At 41.8% G+C, this 17420-nt stretch carries 16 protein-coding genes and 1 riboswitch; of the genes, 3 read left to right on the forward strand and 13 right to left on the reverse strand.

Translation table 11 applies throughout. The features are described from left to right. Nucleotides 1–222 precede the first annotated feature (222 nt). The 7 genes from M3234_RS26635 to M3234_RS26665 form a co-directional block, all read right to left on the reverse strand. A complete protein-coding gene (locus M3234_RS26635) occupies nt 223–1416 on the reverse strand; it encodes an MFS transporter (RefSeq protein WP_262307571.1) in 1194 nt (397 codons plus the stop codon). A 221-nt stretch (nt 1417–1637) separates the two neighbouring features. Continuing rightward, nucleotides 1638–2564 (reverse strand): DMT family transporter, encoded by a 927-nt coding sequence (locus tag M3234_RS26640; RefSeq protein WP_262307572.1) that lies wholly within the window; start codon nt 2562–2564, stop codon nt 1638–1640. Nucleotides 2565–2732: 168 nt separating this feature from the next. After that, entirely contained in the window at nt 2733–3677 is a 945-nt protein-coding gene (locus M3234_RS26645) for an HD-GYP domain-containing protein (RefSeq protein WP_262307573.1), read from the reverse strand. 170 nt (nt 3678–3847) lie between these two features. Beyond that, nucleotides 3848–4960, reverse strand: a complete 1113-nt coding sequence (locus M3234_RS26650) for a glycosyl hydrolase family 18 protein (RefSeq protein WP_262307574.1) — start codon at nt 4958–4960, stop codon at nt 3848–3850. Between the two features lie 470 nt (nt 4961–5430). Beyond that, nucleotides 5431–6081, reverse strand: a complete 651-nt coding sequence (locus M3234_RS26655; protein ID WP_262307575.1) for a FusB/FusC family EF-G-binding protein — start codon at nt 6079–6081, stop codon at nt 5431–5433. 139 nt (nt 6082–6220) lie between these two features. Further along, nucleotides 6221–6490 (reverse strand): CD3324 family protein, encoded by a 270-nt coding sequence (locus M3234_RS26660; protein WP_262307576.1) that lies wholly within the window; start codon nt 6488–6490, stop codon nt 6221–6223. Between the two features lie 222 nt (nt 6491–6712). Continuing rightward, on the reverse strand, nt 6713–6940 hold the full coding sequence (locus tag M3234_RS26665) for a hypothetical protein (RefSeq protein WP_262307577.1): 228 nt from the start codon (nt 6938–6940) through the stop codon (nt 6713–6715). A gap of 28 nt (nt 6941–6968) precedes the next feature. Then, nucleotides 6969–7052: riboswitch (cyclic di-GMP riboswitch) on the reverse strand. Between the two features lie 528 nt (nt 7053–7580). Between M3234_RS26665 and M3234_RS26670 the strand changes: the two genes are divergently transcribed. The 3 genes from M3234_RS26670 to M3234_RS26680 are packed head-to-tail and all read left to right on the forward strand — an operon-like array spanning nt 7581 to nt 11258. Next, nucleotides 7581–8666 carry an endospore germination permease gene (locus tag M3234_RS26670; RefSeq protein ID WP_262307578.1) on the forward strand — a complete coding sequence of 362 codons (1086 nt, stop codon included), beginning with the start codon at nt 7581–7583 and terminating at the stop codon, nt 8664–8666. After that, complete coding sequence (locus M3234_RS26675; RefSeq protein WP_262307579.1) at nt 8663–10093, forward strand: spore germination protein; 1431 nt, start codon at nt 8663–8665, stop codon at nt 10091–10093. The genes M3234_RS26670 and M3234_RS26675 overlap by 4 nt, the downstream gene beginning before the upstream one ends. Nucleotide 10094: 1 nt before the next feature. Continuing rightward, nucleotides 10095–11258 carry a Ger(x)C family spore germination protein gene (locus tag M3234_RS26680; protein WP_262307580.1) on the forward strand — a complete coding sequence of 388 codons (1164 nt, stop codon included), beginning with the start codon at nt 10095–10097 and terminating at the stop codon, nt 11256–11258. A gap of 290 nt (nt 11259–11548) precedes the next feature. Here M3234_RS26680 and M3234_RS26685 read toward each other — a convergent pair whose 3' ends face one another. Genes M3234_RS26685 through M3234_RS26710 form a run of 6 tightly spaced genes read right to left on the reverse strand, consistent with a single transcriptional unit; the run spans nt 11549 to nt 17107 of the window. Continuing rightward, nucleotides 11549–12646: a 4Fe-4S binding protein gene (locus M3234_RS26685; protein WP_262307581.1), complete on the reverse strand. Its 1098-nt coding sequence runs from the start codon at nt 12644–12646 to the stop codon at nt 11549–11551. Nucleotides 12647–12677: 31 nt separating this feature from the next. Beyond that, entirely contained in the window at nt 12678–13481 is an 804-nt protein-coding gene (locus M3234_RS26690) for a dimethyl sulfoxide reductase anchor subunit family protein (protein WP_262307582.1), read from the reverse strand. Continuing rightward, on the reverse strand, nt 13481–14044 hold the full coding sequence (locus M3234_RS26695) for a 4Fe-4S dicluster domain-containing protein (protein WP_262307583.1): 564 nt from the start codon (nt 14042–14044) through the stop codon (nt 13481–13483). The genes M3234_RS26690 and M3234_RS26695 overlap by 1 nt, the downstream gene beginning before the upstream one ends. A gap of 12 nt (nt 14045–14056) precedes the next feature. Next, nucleotides 14057–16258 (reverse strand): molybdopterin-dependent oxidoreductase, encoded by a 2202-nt coding sequence (locus M3234_RS26700; protein ID WP_262307584.1) that lies wholly within the window; start codon nt 16256–16258, stop codon nt 14057–14059. After that, a complete protein-coding gene (locus tag M3234_RS26705) occupies nt 16252–16872 on the reverse strand; it encodes a TorD/DmsD family molecular chaperone (protein ID WP_262307585.1) in 621 nt (206 codons plus the stop codon). Before M3234_RS26705 ends, M3234_RS26700 begins: the two co-directional genes overlap by 7 nt. Further along, a complete protein-coding gene (locus M3234_RS26710; RefSeq protein ID WP_262307586.1) occupies nt 16865–17107 on the reverse strand; it encodes a hypothetical protein in 243 nt (80 codons plus the stop codon). The genes M3234_RS26705 and M3234_RS26710 overlap by 8 nt, the downstream gene beginning before the upstream one ends. Nucleotides 17108–17420 lie beyond the last annotated feature (313 nt).

Genomic DNA, 17420 nt, shown 5'->3' on the forward strand with positions numbered 1-17420 from the left:
AAATTAAATACCAGAATCCAAAGGTTAGATGTCAGACGTCTAACTCGTTTTGCGAACAACTACATTCTACTCCTATCCTACTAATGTTGTAAACCCTTTCTTTTTTGTAATTAATGGTAAAGCTTTTTAATAACATCAAAAAAACTTGCCGCAGAATGGCAAGTTTCTTATTTCAAATTGTGAAGCTATGCGGTTATTTCATCTTTTGCTAATGGACGTGTTCTACTCTTCAGTAATATACTTCTTACTTAGTAAACTGTTTACTTTTTCTGAGCTTAACAGCATGACTGCCACAAACATTACCATGCAGATTGGGAAAATTCCAATCGTTGAACGAGACGCAATGAACCCTAGAAGTGGCGGTAAGAAGGTAGTGCCTGTATAGGCAACTGCCATTTGATAGCCCATAATGGTCTGAGAATGTTTTTTCCCGAAACGTGCAGGTGTTTCATGCAGCATACACGGAAAAATCGGTGCCAATCCCAGTCCCACGATAATAAAACCAACTAGAGAAAAAGTGGCGGGCAATGGTAAAAATAGAATAATCGCACCCGTTAATGCGATCATTTGTCCCCCGCGGATAAGGGTTCGATTCGTCGTTTTAAACGTAATAAAACCGGTTACGAATCTGCCAATTGTGATTCCGGCGTAATAGAAGGAAACCCATTGTGCAGCAGTTGCCGCGCTTAAGCCTTTGATATTAACCAAGAAACTGCTTCCCCAAAGTCCCATTGTTGCTTCAACCCCACAATAGAACAAGAAGGAGACCAGAGCCAGTTTCACTCCTTTTATTTTTATTGGTGTCACATTTTCATCTACAATTAAACTTGTATCAACTTCAGACTCTACAGTGATAGGGTGGTTTTTTGTTACTCTGTTCCATAGGGGTAAAGTGGTGAGAAGGATGATGACTAACCCAAACTGAATCGCAGCTATGCAAAAATATCCACTTCTCCAAACATCTTGACCTGACATAAACTGAGCCATAATGATTGGCCCAAGTGTAGCTCCGACTCCCCAAAAACAATGTAACCAACTCATGTGATGGGCTTTATAATGGATTGAAACAAAATCGTTTAAACCCGCATCAACAGCTCCTGCTCCCAGTCCCAGTGGGATGGCACAGACAATGAACCAACCCACTGAGGGCGCAAAATGAAATCCCAGTAACGCACCGGCTGTCATGAAGACACTCACTGCGGTGACTTTGCCGGTGCCGAACCGTTTCAGTACCTTCCCACTAACTAAGCTTGAGAGTATGGTACCACCCGCAATCGTCATAAAAAGTAGTCCCGCTGTCTCAAGTGGCGCCCCCAGGTCCGTTTGCATTACAGGCCACGCCGCACCCAGCAAGGAATCAGGCAGCCCTAAGCTGATAAACGCCAAATAAATAATGATTAAAAGGATGGTTGTCATATGTATTCCTCGCTTGTCGTTCATTTTTTATCAATACTAATTCAACCCATTTGATTAACCTAAATAACTTATTAAAAACCTTTAATAAGTATGCAATAATATAGCTTATTAAAATTGTTTAATAAGTTATTTTATACTATAGCATACAAACAATCGGTCATCAATAACCAATAAAATATGCCAGAAGCTACCCATTTTTTGGTGGCGCCTGGCACTTTTATTTATATAGGAGGACTGACGTTGTTTACCCCTTGTGTCTCAATTGCAGGGCATTGTTGTTTTGATCCAAACATGTTGATGACGATGACACCCGCAATGGCGAGTGTTCCGCCAATGAGGGAAGCGGTATTTGGCCATTCATTCAACCATAGCCACGCAACTAGGATCACAACAAGAGGTTCAAGATATAACATGCTTGTAACAGAGCTCGATTTCCCAGCGGACAGAGCCATGCCCCAGGTGACATACGCGATAGCGGTTGGGAAAAGCCCGATATAAAGCGTAGATAGATGCGCCTCTACTGTTGCATGTTGAATCTCTTGGAGCAGACCCGGAAAAAAGATGACAAAGGGAATCGTCCCAATCCAGGTAAAATACGCTGTCAATTCCATTGATGAATAACGGCTTAAGAGCGGCTTCTGATAGGCGAACAGCACGGCGGTTGCGGCAGCTGCCATCAGAAGGAGCAGCACACCCATCGTACTCCCGGAGGCAGGTCCTGATGACCCAATCGAAATGACGCCAATGCCGATAAAGCCGAGCACCAACCCAAGCCAGCCAAACACGCCCATTCGTTCTTTTAAAATAAACACCGCAATGAGCGATGTAAAAATCGGGGCTGCAGCAATCAGCATTCCTGCTGTTCCAGCTGACACGTATCGCACCCCGAAGGTCGCCCCGATATGATAAACGCTAATCCCGACTAATCCTAAAATGGTAATCTTTAAAAGATCCTCTTTTTGAGGCAACCGAATTTTTACCCACGGACTCAGGGCAAAGCTCACGAAGAGTGCAGATGCGATTAGATATCGACTGAGAATGAGCGGCCCCGGTGTATATCCCTCCTGGAATACCGACCGAATCACGGGAAACGATGACCCCCAGATGATAATCGTAATCGAAGCCATCACAAATGCTTTAATGTTCAAAATCCCCATCCCCATCTACAATTCACATATTCTCAAGGTTATCACGGCAAAAGAATAGTAGCAATCATTATCGAAATAGACTGGCAAATAAAATGATGGGAAATTACCGCTTAAATAAAGAGTCAGCCACCTTCCTTTACCTGGAGGGTGGCTGGCACTTTATTCTTATTATCGTACTGCTGCCCCTTTTGTGTGGTCATACGCTATGAGTTGCTCCACTTTTATATCCTGTTCTTGAATGATGCTGAGGAACGCATCCACTACTTCAGGATCAAATTGTGTTCCCTTATTTCGGCGCATCTCATTAAGGGTAACATCCAAATCCGCTTTATTTCTATAAACCCGTTTGGACATCATCGCATCAAACGCATCAGCAACACAGACGATTCGAGCAGCCAATGGAATATCTGTGCCTTTTAATCCTTTTGGATAGCCTTTACCGTCATATCTTTCGTGATGATATAAAACAATATCTAACATACCATTTTTCTTAAAACCATCAACATGTTTGAGCATATCATAGCCAATGACTGGATGTGACTTAATGATGTTATATTCTTCTGAAGTTAATTCAGAAGGCTTAGTTAAGATGTTTTCAGGAATTCCAATCTTTCCAATGTCGTGCAATAAGCCACCTGTATGAATGACATGGCAATGTTCTTTTGAAAGGTTCATATTTTCAGCAATTTTAACAGCGTATCTAGACACATTTTCAGAATGGTCAGAAGTGTAAGTATCCCTAAAATCCAAGGCATTAATAAGGGACTTGGTTAAATCTAAGGCATCCTTTTTCACTTTCTGAACATAATACATCGCACCCGCTGAAATATAGGCAACTAAAAAATAAGTCACTAAATGAATAATAAAGAAACTCTCTCCTGCTAATGGCAAAAGATTAAACCTGAAAAAAACCACCAGGACCGTAAAAACCAGCAAAAAAATAGGTTTATTATAAAAGCCAATCCCCAAAAAAATCACGGAAATAATAAACATGATAAAACCATCATTATGAGGAAAAACGATGCTAAGTAATAAACTTACTGATAATAGTATAAAAAAACCATAGCGGAAATACATATAATTCCCGATTTTTCCAACAAGTTTATCTAGCATATGGTTCTCCCTTATCTATAATATAGTAAATTTGGAATAAAACTTCCTTTTAAAGATACCATATTATCTTTTAAAAAAGTCCCTTTTCAAAATAGCAAATCTTTTCAGTTTAGTTAACCCTTACAAACCGAAGTTATTATAAGAGTTAGGCTGAGTAGGAGTATTCGCGTTCACTTTTTCACTGTTATTTCCTCCAGTATGGTCTTCCAATACGTTGGGTCTTCTAAGCCAAGCCGCCAAATCCCGATTCCCCGTAAATTATATTTTTCTACAAGGTCTAGCTTATGCTTCAGACTATCGCTATTCTCAAACCAAACCTGGTGGTTATGTTGTTCCTCATCAGCGTAACTGAAATAAGGTGTTTGCGAACGGGTATCCCAATTCACCTTGGCTTTATATTTTGTTTTATGCTCCATTAACTCTTTATAGGAGCTATACTTGGATTCGCCTGTCGTTGTATCCCAGTCCCATCCATAACCAGCGATCCCGAGCAATATTTTTGACGGTGGTACATCCTGTTTCAAAGCATATTGAATTGTTGCTTCTGTCCAATCGACTGATGCTGAAGGCCCAGGTTTTGTTCTAGGATTATGTTCATCGTATGTCATAATCATTAATCCATCTGAATATTGACCAAGCTTTTCGTAATCAAACCATGGTGACCAGGGATTGGCACGGGCATCACCCGTGTTGGCCGGAACCGAAACAGTCACTACTTTTCCATCACGATGCAGGGTATCTGCTAATTTTTTAATCATCAGACTAAAAGAGTCGCGGTCAGTCAAATTCAAATTTTCCATGTCAATATTGATCCCGTCATATTTAAATTGTTCTATTTCATTCAGTATGGTCTGAATGAAAACATCGCGGTTATGATTGTTATCGAGTACATTACTCGCTACCTGCTTGCCCTTCTCCACGGTTTCATAAAACAAATTATGTACAACCATATATACCTTTAGGTTTTTTTGATGGGCACTTTGAACCACCTTGGTTTTATGATCTGCTGTAACGGAGTCTATCAGATTGCCTGGACGTTTGTCATCAAGCTTATACCAGAAAGGGGCAATGCTGCTTAAATTGGTGTATTGCGTGTCAACTGTAGGTTGGGAGCTAGGATACGTTCCTTCCTGTTCTGTATAAAACCCTAACACTTCACGAGGTGTTTTTTCCTTATTATTTTCCTGTTTGCTTTCGCTTTCCGCTCCATTACAGGAAGACATAAGTAATAATCCTATGCTTAAAGAAATGATGGTGAATGACCGATACCATTTTTTTGCCATACTACACCTTCTTTCAATTGCTATATTTCTTAAGTTGCTGAGAAGGGGTACAACTTATTCATTATGCTCCTTTTTACGGAGCCATGAAAAATAGGAATAGGTTTCTTGGCCACTATGAGCCTTCTATAGGACTTTCTCCAAAGGATTTTCTCAGTTTTGCCTCTATTAAAAATAGGGTCTGATACAGCTTCTTAGGCTTCCCCTATATACATTAACCGGAATTTCTCCGCTTATTAATTCTCATATCTACACCAAAATCAACAATAAATAATAACAGGTATTAAAATAAAAAACGGCCGCCTCAAAGGGCGAAATTTAAGGTCTGAAGCCGTGGCACAGGCTCAAGCGGACATTGCTGCTTCCGGCGAGAAATTTGATTCAAATTTATTGTCCATGCCGGTTATGATGAATCCGGCGTATGTCAGGAACTTGATGGCTCCTTGAACCCGCCAGAACCGTCCCCGAGGTACTTACACCCCTAGTGAATCCTTTAGAAAAGTTGTTAGGTAGTCTACATCGGAAATTTTTTTATTGCATTCACTGCTATCTGCGCAAATAAGGTTGGCGATGGACCTGTAGTAATCTGGATTTTTTAATTTTTTTGTTTTGGTTACAGTAGAAACGTAGGCAACCTCACTAAAACTATGACAGAAGGAACAGAAATTCTTCTTACTAGTTGGGGTAAATTCACATTCGATACCGACCATTTTTCCTTCCAAATCATATACGATAAATTTTTTATTGGATCGTAAGTCATTCCAGCTTAAATAAGTCAACTGGTTTTGATTCATATTTGATAGATCAGGCAGTTTTAATTTTTTTTGCTTCGGAAACATCTTTCTCAATTGCTGCTCGGTTATTTTTGGAAAGGGCAGCAGGTAGTTCATAAGATTCTGGATATATGGGTCATACTCTTTATCATTTTTTAGTTTGGAAATTTTCAACATTTCCTGTTGCTCCAATGTTGCACCTGGAAAGAGGTCCAGGATTTTGGCATTCGCTAACTCGATTGTAGCAGTCAAAACGTTTTGAGGTACGTTCTTATTGATGTTGTCCTTAATGAAATCTATTTGCTTTTTTATAAAATTTAATTGTTCGTTTTTAATAAATTGTTCGGTCATCTTCATACTCCTATCTTGTTACTGCAGTCTTCATACCTTATTTTATAAAAAAAGGTAAAAATTTAATATGTAGAAAATGACTTAGAACTATGCTTTACATAAAAAAGCACTGATGAAGATCTTCACCAGTGCCGTACTTCTATTTCTTATGCGAATATACAATTTTTTTGATTGTTTCAGGCGAAAGATAATATTCTTCGGCCAACTGCTGGATGTTGCTTCCGCTAGTAAAAGAATTTCGAATAGCGGTATTTCGACTTTCCAGCATTCGTCTTCCTCCGCTGGAAGCACCCCATTTTCGATATTCTGTTTCCTGTTTCGGAATATAAAGGGTTTCCCCTTGGATATACTTTTGAATTTCCAATATTAACTTCTCAGGTAAAACTTTGTTTGCATTTACGTACTTCAATTTTGCTCGCCCCTTATTTAAATTTTAAATAATAAGGTGCAAAGCCAAAACATTAGAAAAGCTTGTTTAGCGATAAAATTAATTGTTTCGCCCCATGCAAAGTATCGCCTTTCCAATAATAGGCTTTGCATGAGTGGAAGAAGTACCAGATAATTTAATGTGATTCTCCATCTGTGAGCACCCCCCTTTAAACTACGATTTTGTTATTTTATCTGACCTTTTTTATTTCAGAAAACTATAAGCACTCCTTAATCGAAAAACGCTTTTTTTATAATCATACCATTCTAAAGCAGTTAAAAATAACCTTCTTTCCAATAATTCTTCTTCAAATAACCGTAAGTTTTTTTCGTATTTTTCAAGAATGGCCGTTACATATAACTCTACTAAATTTTCATCACTAATTTCTTTAATATCAAGAAATAGTTCTTGATTACAAGCTAGAGCATTCACAGATATACACTCCTAAAATATGTCTATTTTAGGCAACTCAGCCGTCATAGTATGTAACCTTAGACCTGTAGCTTTGCGTCCCAATCTTTCGAATGGTTTGCCTTTATCTATTAAATATATGTTTTATAATAATATTACATACTTTAGAATATTTTGTAAACAGAATATAATGATAAATACAATTATTTCCCACCGTTCATAAGTGCTCTCCAATCTTATACGCTTTTTATTTGCGCAAAAAGGTTTTTATTTACAGTTTTAAGCAGTTTATTTGCGCAATGGCGGTTTTTATTTGCGGTTTTGACTATTTTATTTGCGGGGACAAAAAACGGCCGCCAATTCCTGGAATCGGTGACCAAATTTGCGAAGCTATTTTTAGAAATTAACTGCCTGATAATAGGATGATTTTGAATGTACATTTTAGAAGGTTAATAGATTAGATAATTTACATATCCAACTTATCCCATAAAGTATACGAGATACTTAAAAATTGGATAGGAAGAGAAACCATCAGTCAACAACTCACACGGCAGTAGATTCATGAACCCTTTATAGCAGTTTGTCTTGATGCTATGCTATGCATAATTTCCCAGCGCAGGCTAAACCTAACAATAGCAGGAATTTTTTTGGTGGTGTGTGCATGCATTTTTCCCGGATTCAATTCTTTTTTGTTCTCATCCTTTTTATTGGTATTTCTAATCATGTGCTCATCATTCCTCATTTGCTGGCAAATGGAAAGCGGGATGCGTGGATATGCGCCTTGGTTGCCTATGTCTTCTTACTCATTTGGGGATTGGTCCTTTATTTAATCATGAAAAATAATCCACAGCGACTGTGTCTTTTTGACTGGATCAAGGTACGAACTGGGGGTGTAATTTCTTTTGTTTTCATCAGCATCCTTGCAGTTTATGTTTTCACCATAAGTGCCATTTCTTTTTATGATTTGATTCAATCTGTTCATATTTATTTCCTTCCGCAAACGCCAGCCTTTGTTGTGATGCTGCCTTTTCTGTTGATTAGTGCTTGGTCGGCCTATAGTGGCCTAAAATCGATTGTCTATGTATCAGCGGTTTTATTGCCGATTGTTTGGCTGCTTGGGATTTTCGTCGCTTTGTTTACCCTCCCGGCAAAAGACTATTCCTACCTATTCCCTGTCCTTAGTAATGGCTATCACCCCATTGTTAAAGGGACCATCGTCATTCTTGGGGGAAGCGCGGATTTGCTTGTGCTGTTGCTTCTGCAGCACCATTTAAAAAAATCGTTTACCTTGGCCAACCTTTTCCTTCTCATTACGATTCTGGTTGGTTTGATTCTTGGACCCACGATGGGTTCTTTGTCCTCATTTGGTCCAACGATTGCGGCCGGTATGCGGTTCCCGGCCTTTGAACAATGGCGGCTCATCAAGTTGGGGGCCTATATTTCCCATGTTGATTTTTTGGCCGTGTTTCAATTATTAAGCGGCGAGATTATCCGCATTTCATTAGGTTTTTACCTGCTTGCGAATATGCTAAAAGCTGAATCGCCTGCTTCTAAGAAAAAATACGTGTTTGTTCTGATTTCCATTCTTTTAGGAATATTGAATTTCGTTCCACTAAGTGACATGTGGGTGCAAACAATGGTCGGTAAATTCTTTTATCCGGTTGCTCTCCTATTTGCCGTGTTGATTTCGTTGGCCTTATTGATCATTAGTTATCTGCCAATGAAGAAAGGAACCCAAAACATATGAACATGAAACGATTCGATCATGCTTTAGAAAAAAAAGCATTGTCCTGCGAGGAGTTGAAACGTTTTTTTCATCATTATGCGGATATTACCTTCATCCCCATTGAAAAAGACGAGAAGCTTCAAGCTTTTTATTGCAAAGGAATGCTTGACTCCACCCAGTTAAATGAATATTTTAACCGGATTCTTCTGAGCATTAGCAGTGTAGAGCCACGAAGTGATTTTGACGCGCTTCCTCCTGTTCAGCATATAAAAAGCATGAAGGAAATGGTTAATCTTGTGTTTTCAGGTTACCTGATTGTGTTTCGGGAAGGGACTCCGTTTTTTCATGTGTTTGATATTAGCAAGGTACCACAACGTAAACCGCAGGAATCGACGACAGAGGTATCAATTAAAGGACCGAAGGATAGTTTTACCGAAGAGATGAACACCAACATCTCGTTGATTCGTAAAAGAATGAAGTCGGAGCAGCTTTATTGTGAGTCCTTTACGGTTGGTTCGCTGAGTAAAACAGAGGTTTCCCTGCTTTATTTAAATGATAAAGCCAATAAAGACATCATTGAGGAAGTCAGAAAGCGGCTTGCTGACCTTCAAGGCGAAAGTGTTGTCAGCAGTGGTCAATTGGAGCAATGGCTTTCTGATCGATCATTGTCTTTGTTTCCTTTATTCGATTATGTCACGCGTCCCGATTATGTTATTGAAAGCATGCTGCGCGGAAGGTTTATTTTAATTGTAAATGGATCCCCCTCCGTGTTAATTGGACCGATCAATTTTTTTGAGCTTCTTAAATCGCCTGAGGATGTCCATTTTCCTTACTATCTTGTTCTGTTTGGACGGATAATTCGGATTATCGGTTTCGTTGTCGCCGTTTTCCTTCCGGGTTTTTGGGTGTCGCTGTCTTCTGTCAATATTGACCAACTGCCGTTTACCCTGTTGGCTACTGTTGTTGTTTCGCGTGAAGGCTTGCCCTTGCCCATCGGTCTTGAAGCAATTTTTATTCTTGCGTTGTTTGAATTGTTAAGAGAAGCGGGAGTTCGAATGCCGACCGTTCTTGGCCAAACGGTTTCGATTGTCGGAGGTATCATTATCGGGGACGCCGCGATTCGAGCTGGACTTGCCTCCCCCACAATGATTGTGATTATTGCGTTATCAGCGGTCGCTAGCTACACATTAGTGAATCAATCATTGGTTGGAGTTGTAAGCATCCTCCGGCTTTTCACCTTAGTAGTATCGATTTTTTTAGGGATATATGGACTTTTTATTGGCTTTCTCAGCATTCTTATTTATCTATCTACATTGGAGTCATATAAAGTAGCCTATCTTGAACCCATTGCCTCGTTATCATACAAAGAATTTTTAGCAGCATTGTTAGTGAACCCGTTTGATCGAAAAAAATTTGGCATATCATTTTTGCAGAAGCGGAGTAAGTAGTATGAAGCGACGTTTACTAATGGCTTTTTCTATCCTTCTTGTTCTATTACTTGTCCCGGCTTGCGGACATGACATCGGGGAAATTGAAAATCAAAACTTTGCCACCGCTGTCGGAGTTGATTTTCGTGATGGGAAATATCATGTCTATATTCAAATGCTGGGATTGACCTCAATAGCGAAAAAGGAAGGCGGTGCCAAAGTACCGTCTGAAGTTTATGTTTCTGAGACGAGCGGGGCAACGTTTATCGACGCCTTTTTTAAAGCCTATTATACAGCGCAAGAACGGTTTCTGTGGGCACATGTTACTGCGATTGTTTTGAGTGAGGATGCGTTGAAAAAAGGACTGGGCAGTATTTTTGATGGCTTGACGCGTTATTATGAATTCCGGCCGACTCCTTGGATTTTTGGAACAAAGGACTCCATGGTTGACATCCTCTCTACTGGCGGTTTTTTTAACCAAAATTCGTTGAATACGATCCTGCATAGTCCGGAAAGTACGTATGAACAAAGCTCCACCATTCATCCGGTAAAGCTGAATCAATTCGCGCGTGAGTTTTTTGAACCTGGTCGCACTACCTACATTCCCTCGCTCACCATCAATGATAAACAATGGAAGAAAAATAAAAAGAACGAGGGGAAATTAGCCATTAATGGAGCCTTTTTTATTGATACCCAAAAGTACAAAGGGTATTTTCCGTATAAGAAATTAAAAGGCCTGCGCTGGCTGACCCCGGAAACCGTTCGCGCTTCCTTACTTTTGCCAAACGGAAAAAATCCGGAATTTCTTGCTGTGCTCGAAGACCAAATGGTTAGTATACACCCTGAAAAACAAAATGGAAACTTTCGCTTTACCATCGTCTACCGTGCCAATGGGATTGTGAGTAATCGCATGAAAAACAACACGATCAATGTGCGTGCAATGGAGGAATTCGTAAAAAAAGGAATCATTACTGAAGTGAGGCAATTATATCAGTTGGGGGTAAAACATAAGATTGATTTTTTAAACTTAGAACATCAGGTATACAGAAAACATAATACTGAATGGAAAAAGCTAAAAGATCAGGACACCTTGCTCCGTGAAGACAGCATAAAGTCGATTGAAGCGCATATCACGCTGGAGCATTCTGGGTCATTTAAAAATCGAAAAATCAGGATTAAGGAATGAGTGTTCAGAACGCCACGGGGACGGATTTTATAGCCATCTGGGTTCCACTACACCTATAGAACTTATTGGAGCAGTGGAAGGCAAAAGGTCTGCGTTTCACTACGCCAATAGATGTTATGAAGAGATGGGAAAAACGGACATAAAGATCCAGGCACCCTCCAATTTTTGGTAGGGTGCTTGGCATTTTAATTGATATATCCCAGATACGTAATATAAACGAGAAATTCAATATTTCGTTCCGCTCTATCACTTCTTATTTAGAGGATTTTCTAAGTTGGCCGCATTCTCGCTCATTTATCTTTCCGCTCGAAAAGCACCGTTTCCCTTCCGCGTTCCCTTAACAACTCGCGATTCTCTTTTTCTATCAATTTTATTTGCTGGAAATAGCAGATCTCCTCACAAAGTTTGCAGTCAACGCAATTTTTCTGGTTAAGCTTAATTTGCGTGACTCCGTTTATTGTTTCCTGGATCAGTGCATCAGTGGGACAGAGAATGGAACAGGCTCCGCACAGGGTGCAATCAGATAGGATCATAGGGAGCCGAACATTCTTACCAGCTTGCAGGTCCTTATTTTTACGTACCTGATCCAAAAACAGGTTTCGTTTCGCCTGATAGGGGTAGGTGGATTCATTGAATACCTTTTCCATTACCCCGTTGGCTGCCTCAGTCCATTCTTTCCGTATAAGGGAAGCACCATCATTCTTGAGCTTTTCCTGGTACGTTTTGATTTCGCCGGTGCCAAGAGTTTCTTTCACCGCAAGCTTGTGGACGGCCCTCCATTCACTCCATACGGAATAGAATAACAAACGCTTCCGCTGATCCAGTTCGTCCATTCCCCTAGACTGCTTCACGTCCGAAACGACCACCAGACGCTTGCCGCTCATCGTTTCTCCTGCAGTCAATTCTCTTTTCCATACCTGTTCCCCCTGTTTTATGACACAGTCGACGCATCCCCCATCGGGAAGGTAAACCGTCAAATTGTCACATTCCTCAAGAAAGCTAAGCCAGGCTTCTCGTGGTATGCTGCCAAGACAGGGAACAGCGACTGCTGCCACCCCTTCCTCCTTAATCGGATGTTTATGGCAATGGAAATATACGTGTTCATTTTCCTTGCAGGTGTGCAAGACCGTTTGTACCAATTGCTGGAGAGAAGGCCGATTGGAGGAAAGTGCACTTGTTGGGCAAACGGTTGTACAGATGCTACATTCCAAACATGAATCACTAACTTCAATGGTATCCTTCGTAAAAGTGATGCAATTTGTAGGACAATAGTCTACACACTGCCGGCATGTACTTTTTGGCGATATTAACCTTGTACAAAGCTTTGGTTCGATTACAAGCGCATTTGTTTTTTTCTCAATGGCCTTTGCCCAGGTTAGAAGATTCATCCAAACCAGCCTCCTCTCAAGCTATGAATACCTACAAATGAACAGCCGTCTCGTAAAATTGCAGGCGGGCCAAAAACTCGCTAATCAATATCAGTACGAACACTACGGTATAAATGGTGCCAGTCTGCTTCTGTTTGCCGATAGCGGTAATCGCAAGAATGGCAAATGCAATAATAAAGGTGAACAGCCGAACCCAAAAGATGAGCTGCCCAACTGCCAAGCGCAAGCTCTCAGCCGCTTGCGGCAGTCCCCCTTGAAGTCCTGAAAAATAAACCAGCATCACAACCGTTGCCGCAATGAAGCCAACGATCACCACTGCCGTTAGGTTCATCGACAGCTCCCCGCGAATGATCAAAAACACCCCAACAAATAAAGGACCTAATAGAATAGAAGTTAAAAAGAACATAAACATGGTCGTCATGCTGTTCCAGGCGGGAATGGCCGGTATCATATAAATCTTGGCTGAAGAGAATATCGCCAGAATGCCCAAGATTGTCGCGACCGCCCCAGTCATGCCGCGCCATGAAGCCGCATCTTTGATCCAAAACCAGCTGTACAGCATGCTTAGGCCAACAAAGGCACCATAAAAGGTCACTTCACGGCTGAGCCATGAGACCTTGATGTTTAAAATTGCCCGATAGGCAGCAAATGGATGTCCTAAATGAAACAACGATACTAGGACGGCGATTCCACCGATGACGACAAGGGAAAGCGAGATGAGCAATCCGGTTTTCCGTTGGATCGTGCTCTTTTGGTCTATCCACCAAAGGGTCACGAATCCGCCGATGGCAAGCTGTGATAGTACTGTAAAGATAACAAGTGGCATATCATGCATTACGATGACCTCCTTGTTTGTTTGCCCGGTTTCGGCAAAATAAACTGTGTCGTCGGATGGGTAATCGAAGGGTCGGCAAATGTCGGAACGATGCTGACGCCATTTTCCGGTTGGACCTCATTATAATCGACGATTTGAATCGCCTCCAACGGACATTTTTCCACACAGATTGGAAGTTGGCCGACATCCAACCGTTCATAACACATACTGCATTTATCCATTTTTCTTTTGACAGGATTATAGACAGGAACTTTATAGGGACAGGCTTTTCCGCACATTTGGCAGCCAATGCACAGCTCCTGATTGTGGACAACAATCCCGTCCTCCCGCTTCGTATAGGCGCCAACCGGGCAGGCATTTTTACAGGCCGGTTCGTCGCAATGATTGCAAGCAGTGGAGACAAATGCTCGCACCGGGGTGCCAACTAGATCCTCCGGCAATTCCGTCACTCGGCGTCGACGCATCTCTGGTTCGAGCTGGTAAAAACTTTTACACGATATTTCACAAGCGTGACAGCCGATGCAGCGCTCGATATTTACTAAAAACCCAAGCTTTTTAGCCATGGTTGCTCCTCCTTACGCTTTTTCAATGTTGACAAAGTTATCGTGAAAGGCAATTCCGCGCTGCCCTTTTTGATATTCACCCATATCTTCTGCCAATGCCTTTACAGTAATATTCTCCGTATAATTGACGCCTTTCCACCAGCCTTCATACATGACAACGGTATCTGGCGGCACCATCTTCGTGAGCTTAGCCGGTAGTGTCATATAGCCGGTTTCATTGATAATTTTGACGATGTCATTGTTCTGAATGCCCTTTTTCCTTGCCAGCTCAGGATTTATCTCGAGGTACGGATGATCCTGAATCGCCATCAGCCAATCTTGATGCTGGAATTGGCTATGAATCCCAAACTTCCAGTGTGGAGACATACAGCGAATCGGATATTCCTTTGGCGCTTTATACTCTTCCGTAAAAACAGGCAGCGGGTGATGGCCGTATTCAACCGCCTTTTTGGAATAAAATTCATATTTGCCTGATGGCGTTCTAAACTTTAAGTCCTCCCAGGCGACTGTAATCTTTTCATTTGCTTTAGCCGTGCCGCCCTTTTTCCTAAGGTCTTCCCAGCTTTCTATGTTAAACAATTCCTTTATTTCATCATTGAGCTCTTTTTCGACCCATTCCTTCGGGTTTCCGGAAGTTGGGAATGTACAAGACCCCGGAGCCAGCTCGTTTAATTTTTTCGATAGACCCATTGCAATTTCCAGGTCACTCTTCGCTTCATAAAGTGGTTTTATTGCTTGTTCGTTTACATTCATCCAATAGTGCCAGTAGCTGACATTGATCCCGACCGACTCAAATGGAGTGGTTACCGGCAGAACAATGTCGGAATATTCCACGGTTTGCGTCATATATAAATCGGCGGTCACGACCAAATCCATCTGATCAAAGGCTTTTTTGACAACGTTTGGTTCCGGATCTTGCGCTATCGGATTGCGGCAGGCTATCCACATCATCTTGATTGGCGGTTCATCCGCTGCCAGCACCTGTGCTCCGAAATTGTTCATATTCACCATGCGATCCGCTTCACCGCCGCTTCCTTCCGGTGCGCCAAAGCTCATCGTATGGTAATTGAAGCCCCATGTTTCACCGCCAATATAGTTGACACCGCCGCCGCGTTTGCCAATGTTTCCGGTGATGGCTGCAAGGGCATCGATAGCTCGGACCATGGCGCCGCCGTTCACGTGGCGCTGCATGCCGAAACCAATCCAAATGTTTGCTGGTTTGGCTGTCGCGTATTCACGGGCCAGGCGTTCAATCACCGCCTGTGGGACACCGGTTTTTTCTGCGGCCCATTCAACGGTGATATTCTTGTTTACATAGGCAAAGAATTCGGAGAAGCCGATTGAATTTTCGGCGACCCAATTCTTGTCGAACAATTGATGATCGAATATATAGCGGATCATTCCTAGCGCCAGCGCCCCATCTGTACTTGCTTTAATCTGGATGTATTCGTCGGCTTTTGAGGCTGTTTGGGTAATCAGCGGGTCAATCACGACGAGCTTTGTCCCGCGCTCCTTCGCCTGCTCAATAAAATACATCGAGTGCGCCGAGGTCCAGGCTGGGTTTGCTCCCCATAGGATGATATAGTCAGCGTCGAGAAAATGCTCTGGATCACTATTATAGGCGACTCCCATATCAAAGCCCTGGGCATCAGAACCGGCAGGATCACATGGTGTTCCCTGGGCACGGGTGGTATAGCCGATACTCGACATCATTCCTTCTGTTGCGTAGTTTAAGATATTAAAGTTGCCGGAATATTTATTGAGACAAATCGGTAGGGTACTGCCATATTCCTTTTTGATTTCCAAAATCTTTTTGGAAATGATGGTGTAGGCTTCACCCCAGCTAATCCGTTCCCAATTGCCGCTTCCCCGCCCCTTTTGTCGCATCGGATATTTAATCCGGTCGGGTGAATAAACGACACGGGGATACGTATTTCCCTTTACACAAAGCCGCCCTTTCGTATAGGTGTTGTTCTCATTTCCAGTGATAAAGGTAATTCTGCCATCTTCAACGGTTGTTAAGATCGAACATGTATCATAGCAATTTCGCGGACAAGCATTATAGAATTGCTGCACTTTTCCGTTTGTTTTCGCCGCCGCTTTCGGAACGAGTCCCTTTGGCGCCTGACTGCTGGCTGCCCCTAGTCCCAAAAGGGCTGTTAGTGAAGCGGAACCTTTTATGAAATTTCGGCGTGTAATCGATTCTTTTAGCATAAGGCGGCCTCCTCTTCTTTCAATAACATGGTTTCCTTTTGTAAAAATCCTCTCAATAAATAAGCAAACGCCAAGGTCATCACATTTTGGCTATGCTCCTCAATTCTGCGGCAATGGGCCTCATACCATTTCAATAGATGGTTGTGCAAAAACAGCCGCAGGATTTCCTTTTTCTCCGCCAATTGGATTAAATGCAGTATAAATTCCAATTCAAATTGGAGATGATCATCAGGGTGCTGCCCCTCCCGGTCAACCTGCAAGCCTTCGTGGTAGTAGAAGTTACGCACCTTTAATGTCTCTGTCTGCATTACTGTGCCTTCGGTGTTTCGATAGCTAGATTCATAGGGGGAAGCCAATAGTTTGTTCGGGCCGACAAACAGCCGGTTAAAATCGAATGGAAAGGTTTCCAATGATTGATTGTTGATGGTTTCGAGCAGGTTTATCGCTTTTGCCCCCCAATCATTCTGGCTTAGAGTGGGCTTGCTTGATAGAAACGCGGTCACTGTCGCCCATTCTCTAACTGTTAAATTCAGCAGGTCACCCCGATAGTAATGCCAAAGAAGCTGGTAAAGCTCGAATCGATCCTGCTGCTTGTCGTTACAGTTTTCAGTCATGGGATTCTCCTTCTTTTTCGGACAAAATTTCTTGTTGCAGCTTTTGCAATTCGGCTTTTTCCTCGTCGGTTAATTTCATTTCCTCTTTTACGACGGGATTCGGGTCACCCGTATAATTTTCATTAGGGAAGGATTGGATTTTCGCTTTTACATCCTCATTTGCCTGCTCGTTGCAGCCGGTCAGTGAAGCTGCGAATACGACGCTAAGTAGGAGAAATAGAAACTTTTTCATCATCGTTTTTACTCCCTTCTGGATTGTGACTTCAGCATACCATGTTAAGAAGTGAGCAAATGTAGAAGTGTTTACAGACTTTTGCGGCTGTTGGTGTAAAAACAATCAAACGGAAGCTCTTGTCACTTTTTGTTCAACATTTCACAATATTTTCGCCACATTTTTCTCAAGAAAGGAAAAAAGTATGGACATTGATTCAGCTGCTGTTTTTTGCAATAACTGAATCCGTCCATACTTTGTCTTACGGCTTAAATATAGCGGTGCAAACTATATATTAACAATGTAATGCACACGCATTTACACTTATGGAATACAA

The organism is Neobacillus niacini, from assembly GCF_023715785.1.
GTDB classification, from domain to species: Bacteria; Bacillota; Bacilli; order Bacillales; family Cytobacillaceae; genus Neobacillus; species Neobacillus niacini_E.

What these genes read in the sequence shown, in the direction of transcription:
- M3234_RS26695 (WP_262307583.1), bottom strand. Translation starts at nt 14,044, where the DNA reads ATGGCTAAAAAGCTTGGGTTTTTAGTAAATATCGAGCGCTGCATCGGC.
- M3234_RS26655 (WP_262307575.1), bottom strand. Translation starts at nt 6,081, where the DNA reads ATGACCGAACAATTTATTAAAAACGAACAATTAAATTTTATAAAAAAG.
- M3234_RS26685 (WP_262307581.1), bottom strand. Translation starts at nt 12,646, where the DNA reads ATGAATCTTCTAACCTGGGCAAAGGCCATTGAGAAAAAAACAAATGCG.
- M3234_RS26670 (WP_262307578.1), top strand. Translation starts at nt 7,581, where the DNA reads ATGCATTTTTCCCGGATTCAATTCTTTTTTGTTCTCATCCTTTTTATT.
- M3234_RS26635 (WP_262307571.1), bottom strand. Translation starts at nt 1,416, where the DNA reads ATGACAACCATCCTTTTAATCATTATTTATTTGGCGTTTATCAGCTTA.
- M3234_RS26700 (WP_262307584.1), bottom strand. Translation starts at nt 16,258, where the DNA reads ATGCTAAAAGAATCGATTACACGCCGAAATTTCATAAAAGGTTCCGCT.
- M3234_RS26675 (WP_262307579.1), top strand. Translation starts at nt 8,663, where the DNA reads ATGAACATGAAACGATTCGATCATGCTTTAGAAAAAAAAGCATTGTCC.
- M3234_RS26710 (WP_262307586.1), bottom strand. Translation starts at nt 17,107, where the DNA reads ATGATGAAAAAGTTTCTATTTCTCCTACTTAGCGTCGTATTCGCAGCT.
- M3234_RS26680 (WP_262307580.1), top strand. Translation starts at nt 10,095, where the DNA reads ATGAAGCGACGTTTACTAATGGCTTTTTCTATCCTTCTTGTTCTATTA.
- M3234_RS26650 (WP_262307574.1), bottom strand. Translation starts at nt 4,960, where the DNA reads ATGGCAAAAAAATGGTATCGGTCATTCACCATCATTTCTTTAAGCATA.
- M3234_RS26690 (WP_262307582.1), bottom strand. Translation starts at nt 13,481, where the DNA reads ATGCATGATATGCCACTTGTTATCTTTACAGTACTATCACAGCTTGCC.
- M3234_RS26645 (WP_262307573.1), bottom strand. Translation starts at nt 3,677, where the DNA reads ATGCTAGATAAACTTGTTGGAAAAATCGGGAATTATATGTATTTCCGC.
- M3234_RS26705 (WP_262307585.1), bottom strand. Translation starts at nt 16,872, where the DNA reads ATGACTGAAAACTGTAACGACAAGCAGCAGGATCGATTCGAGCTTTAC.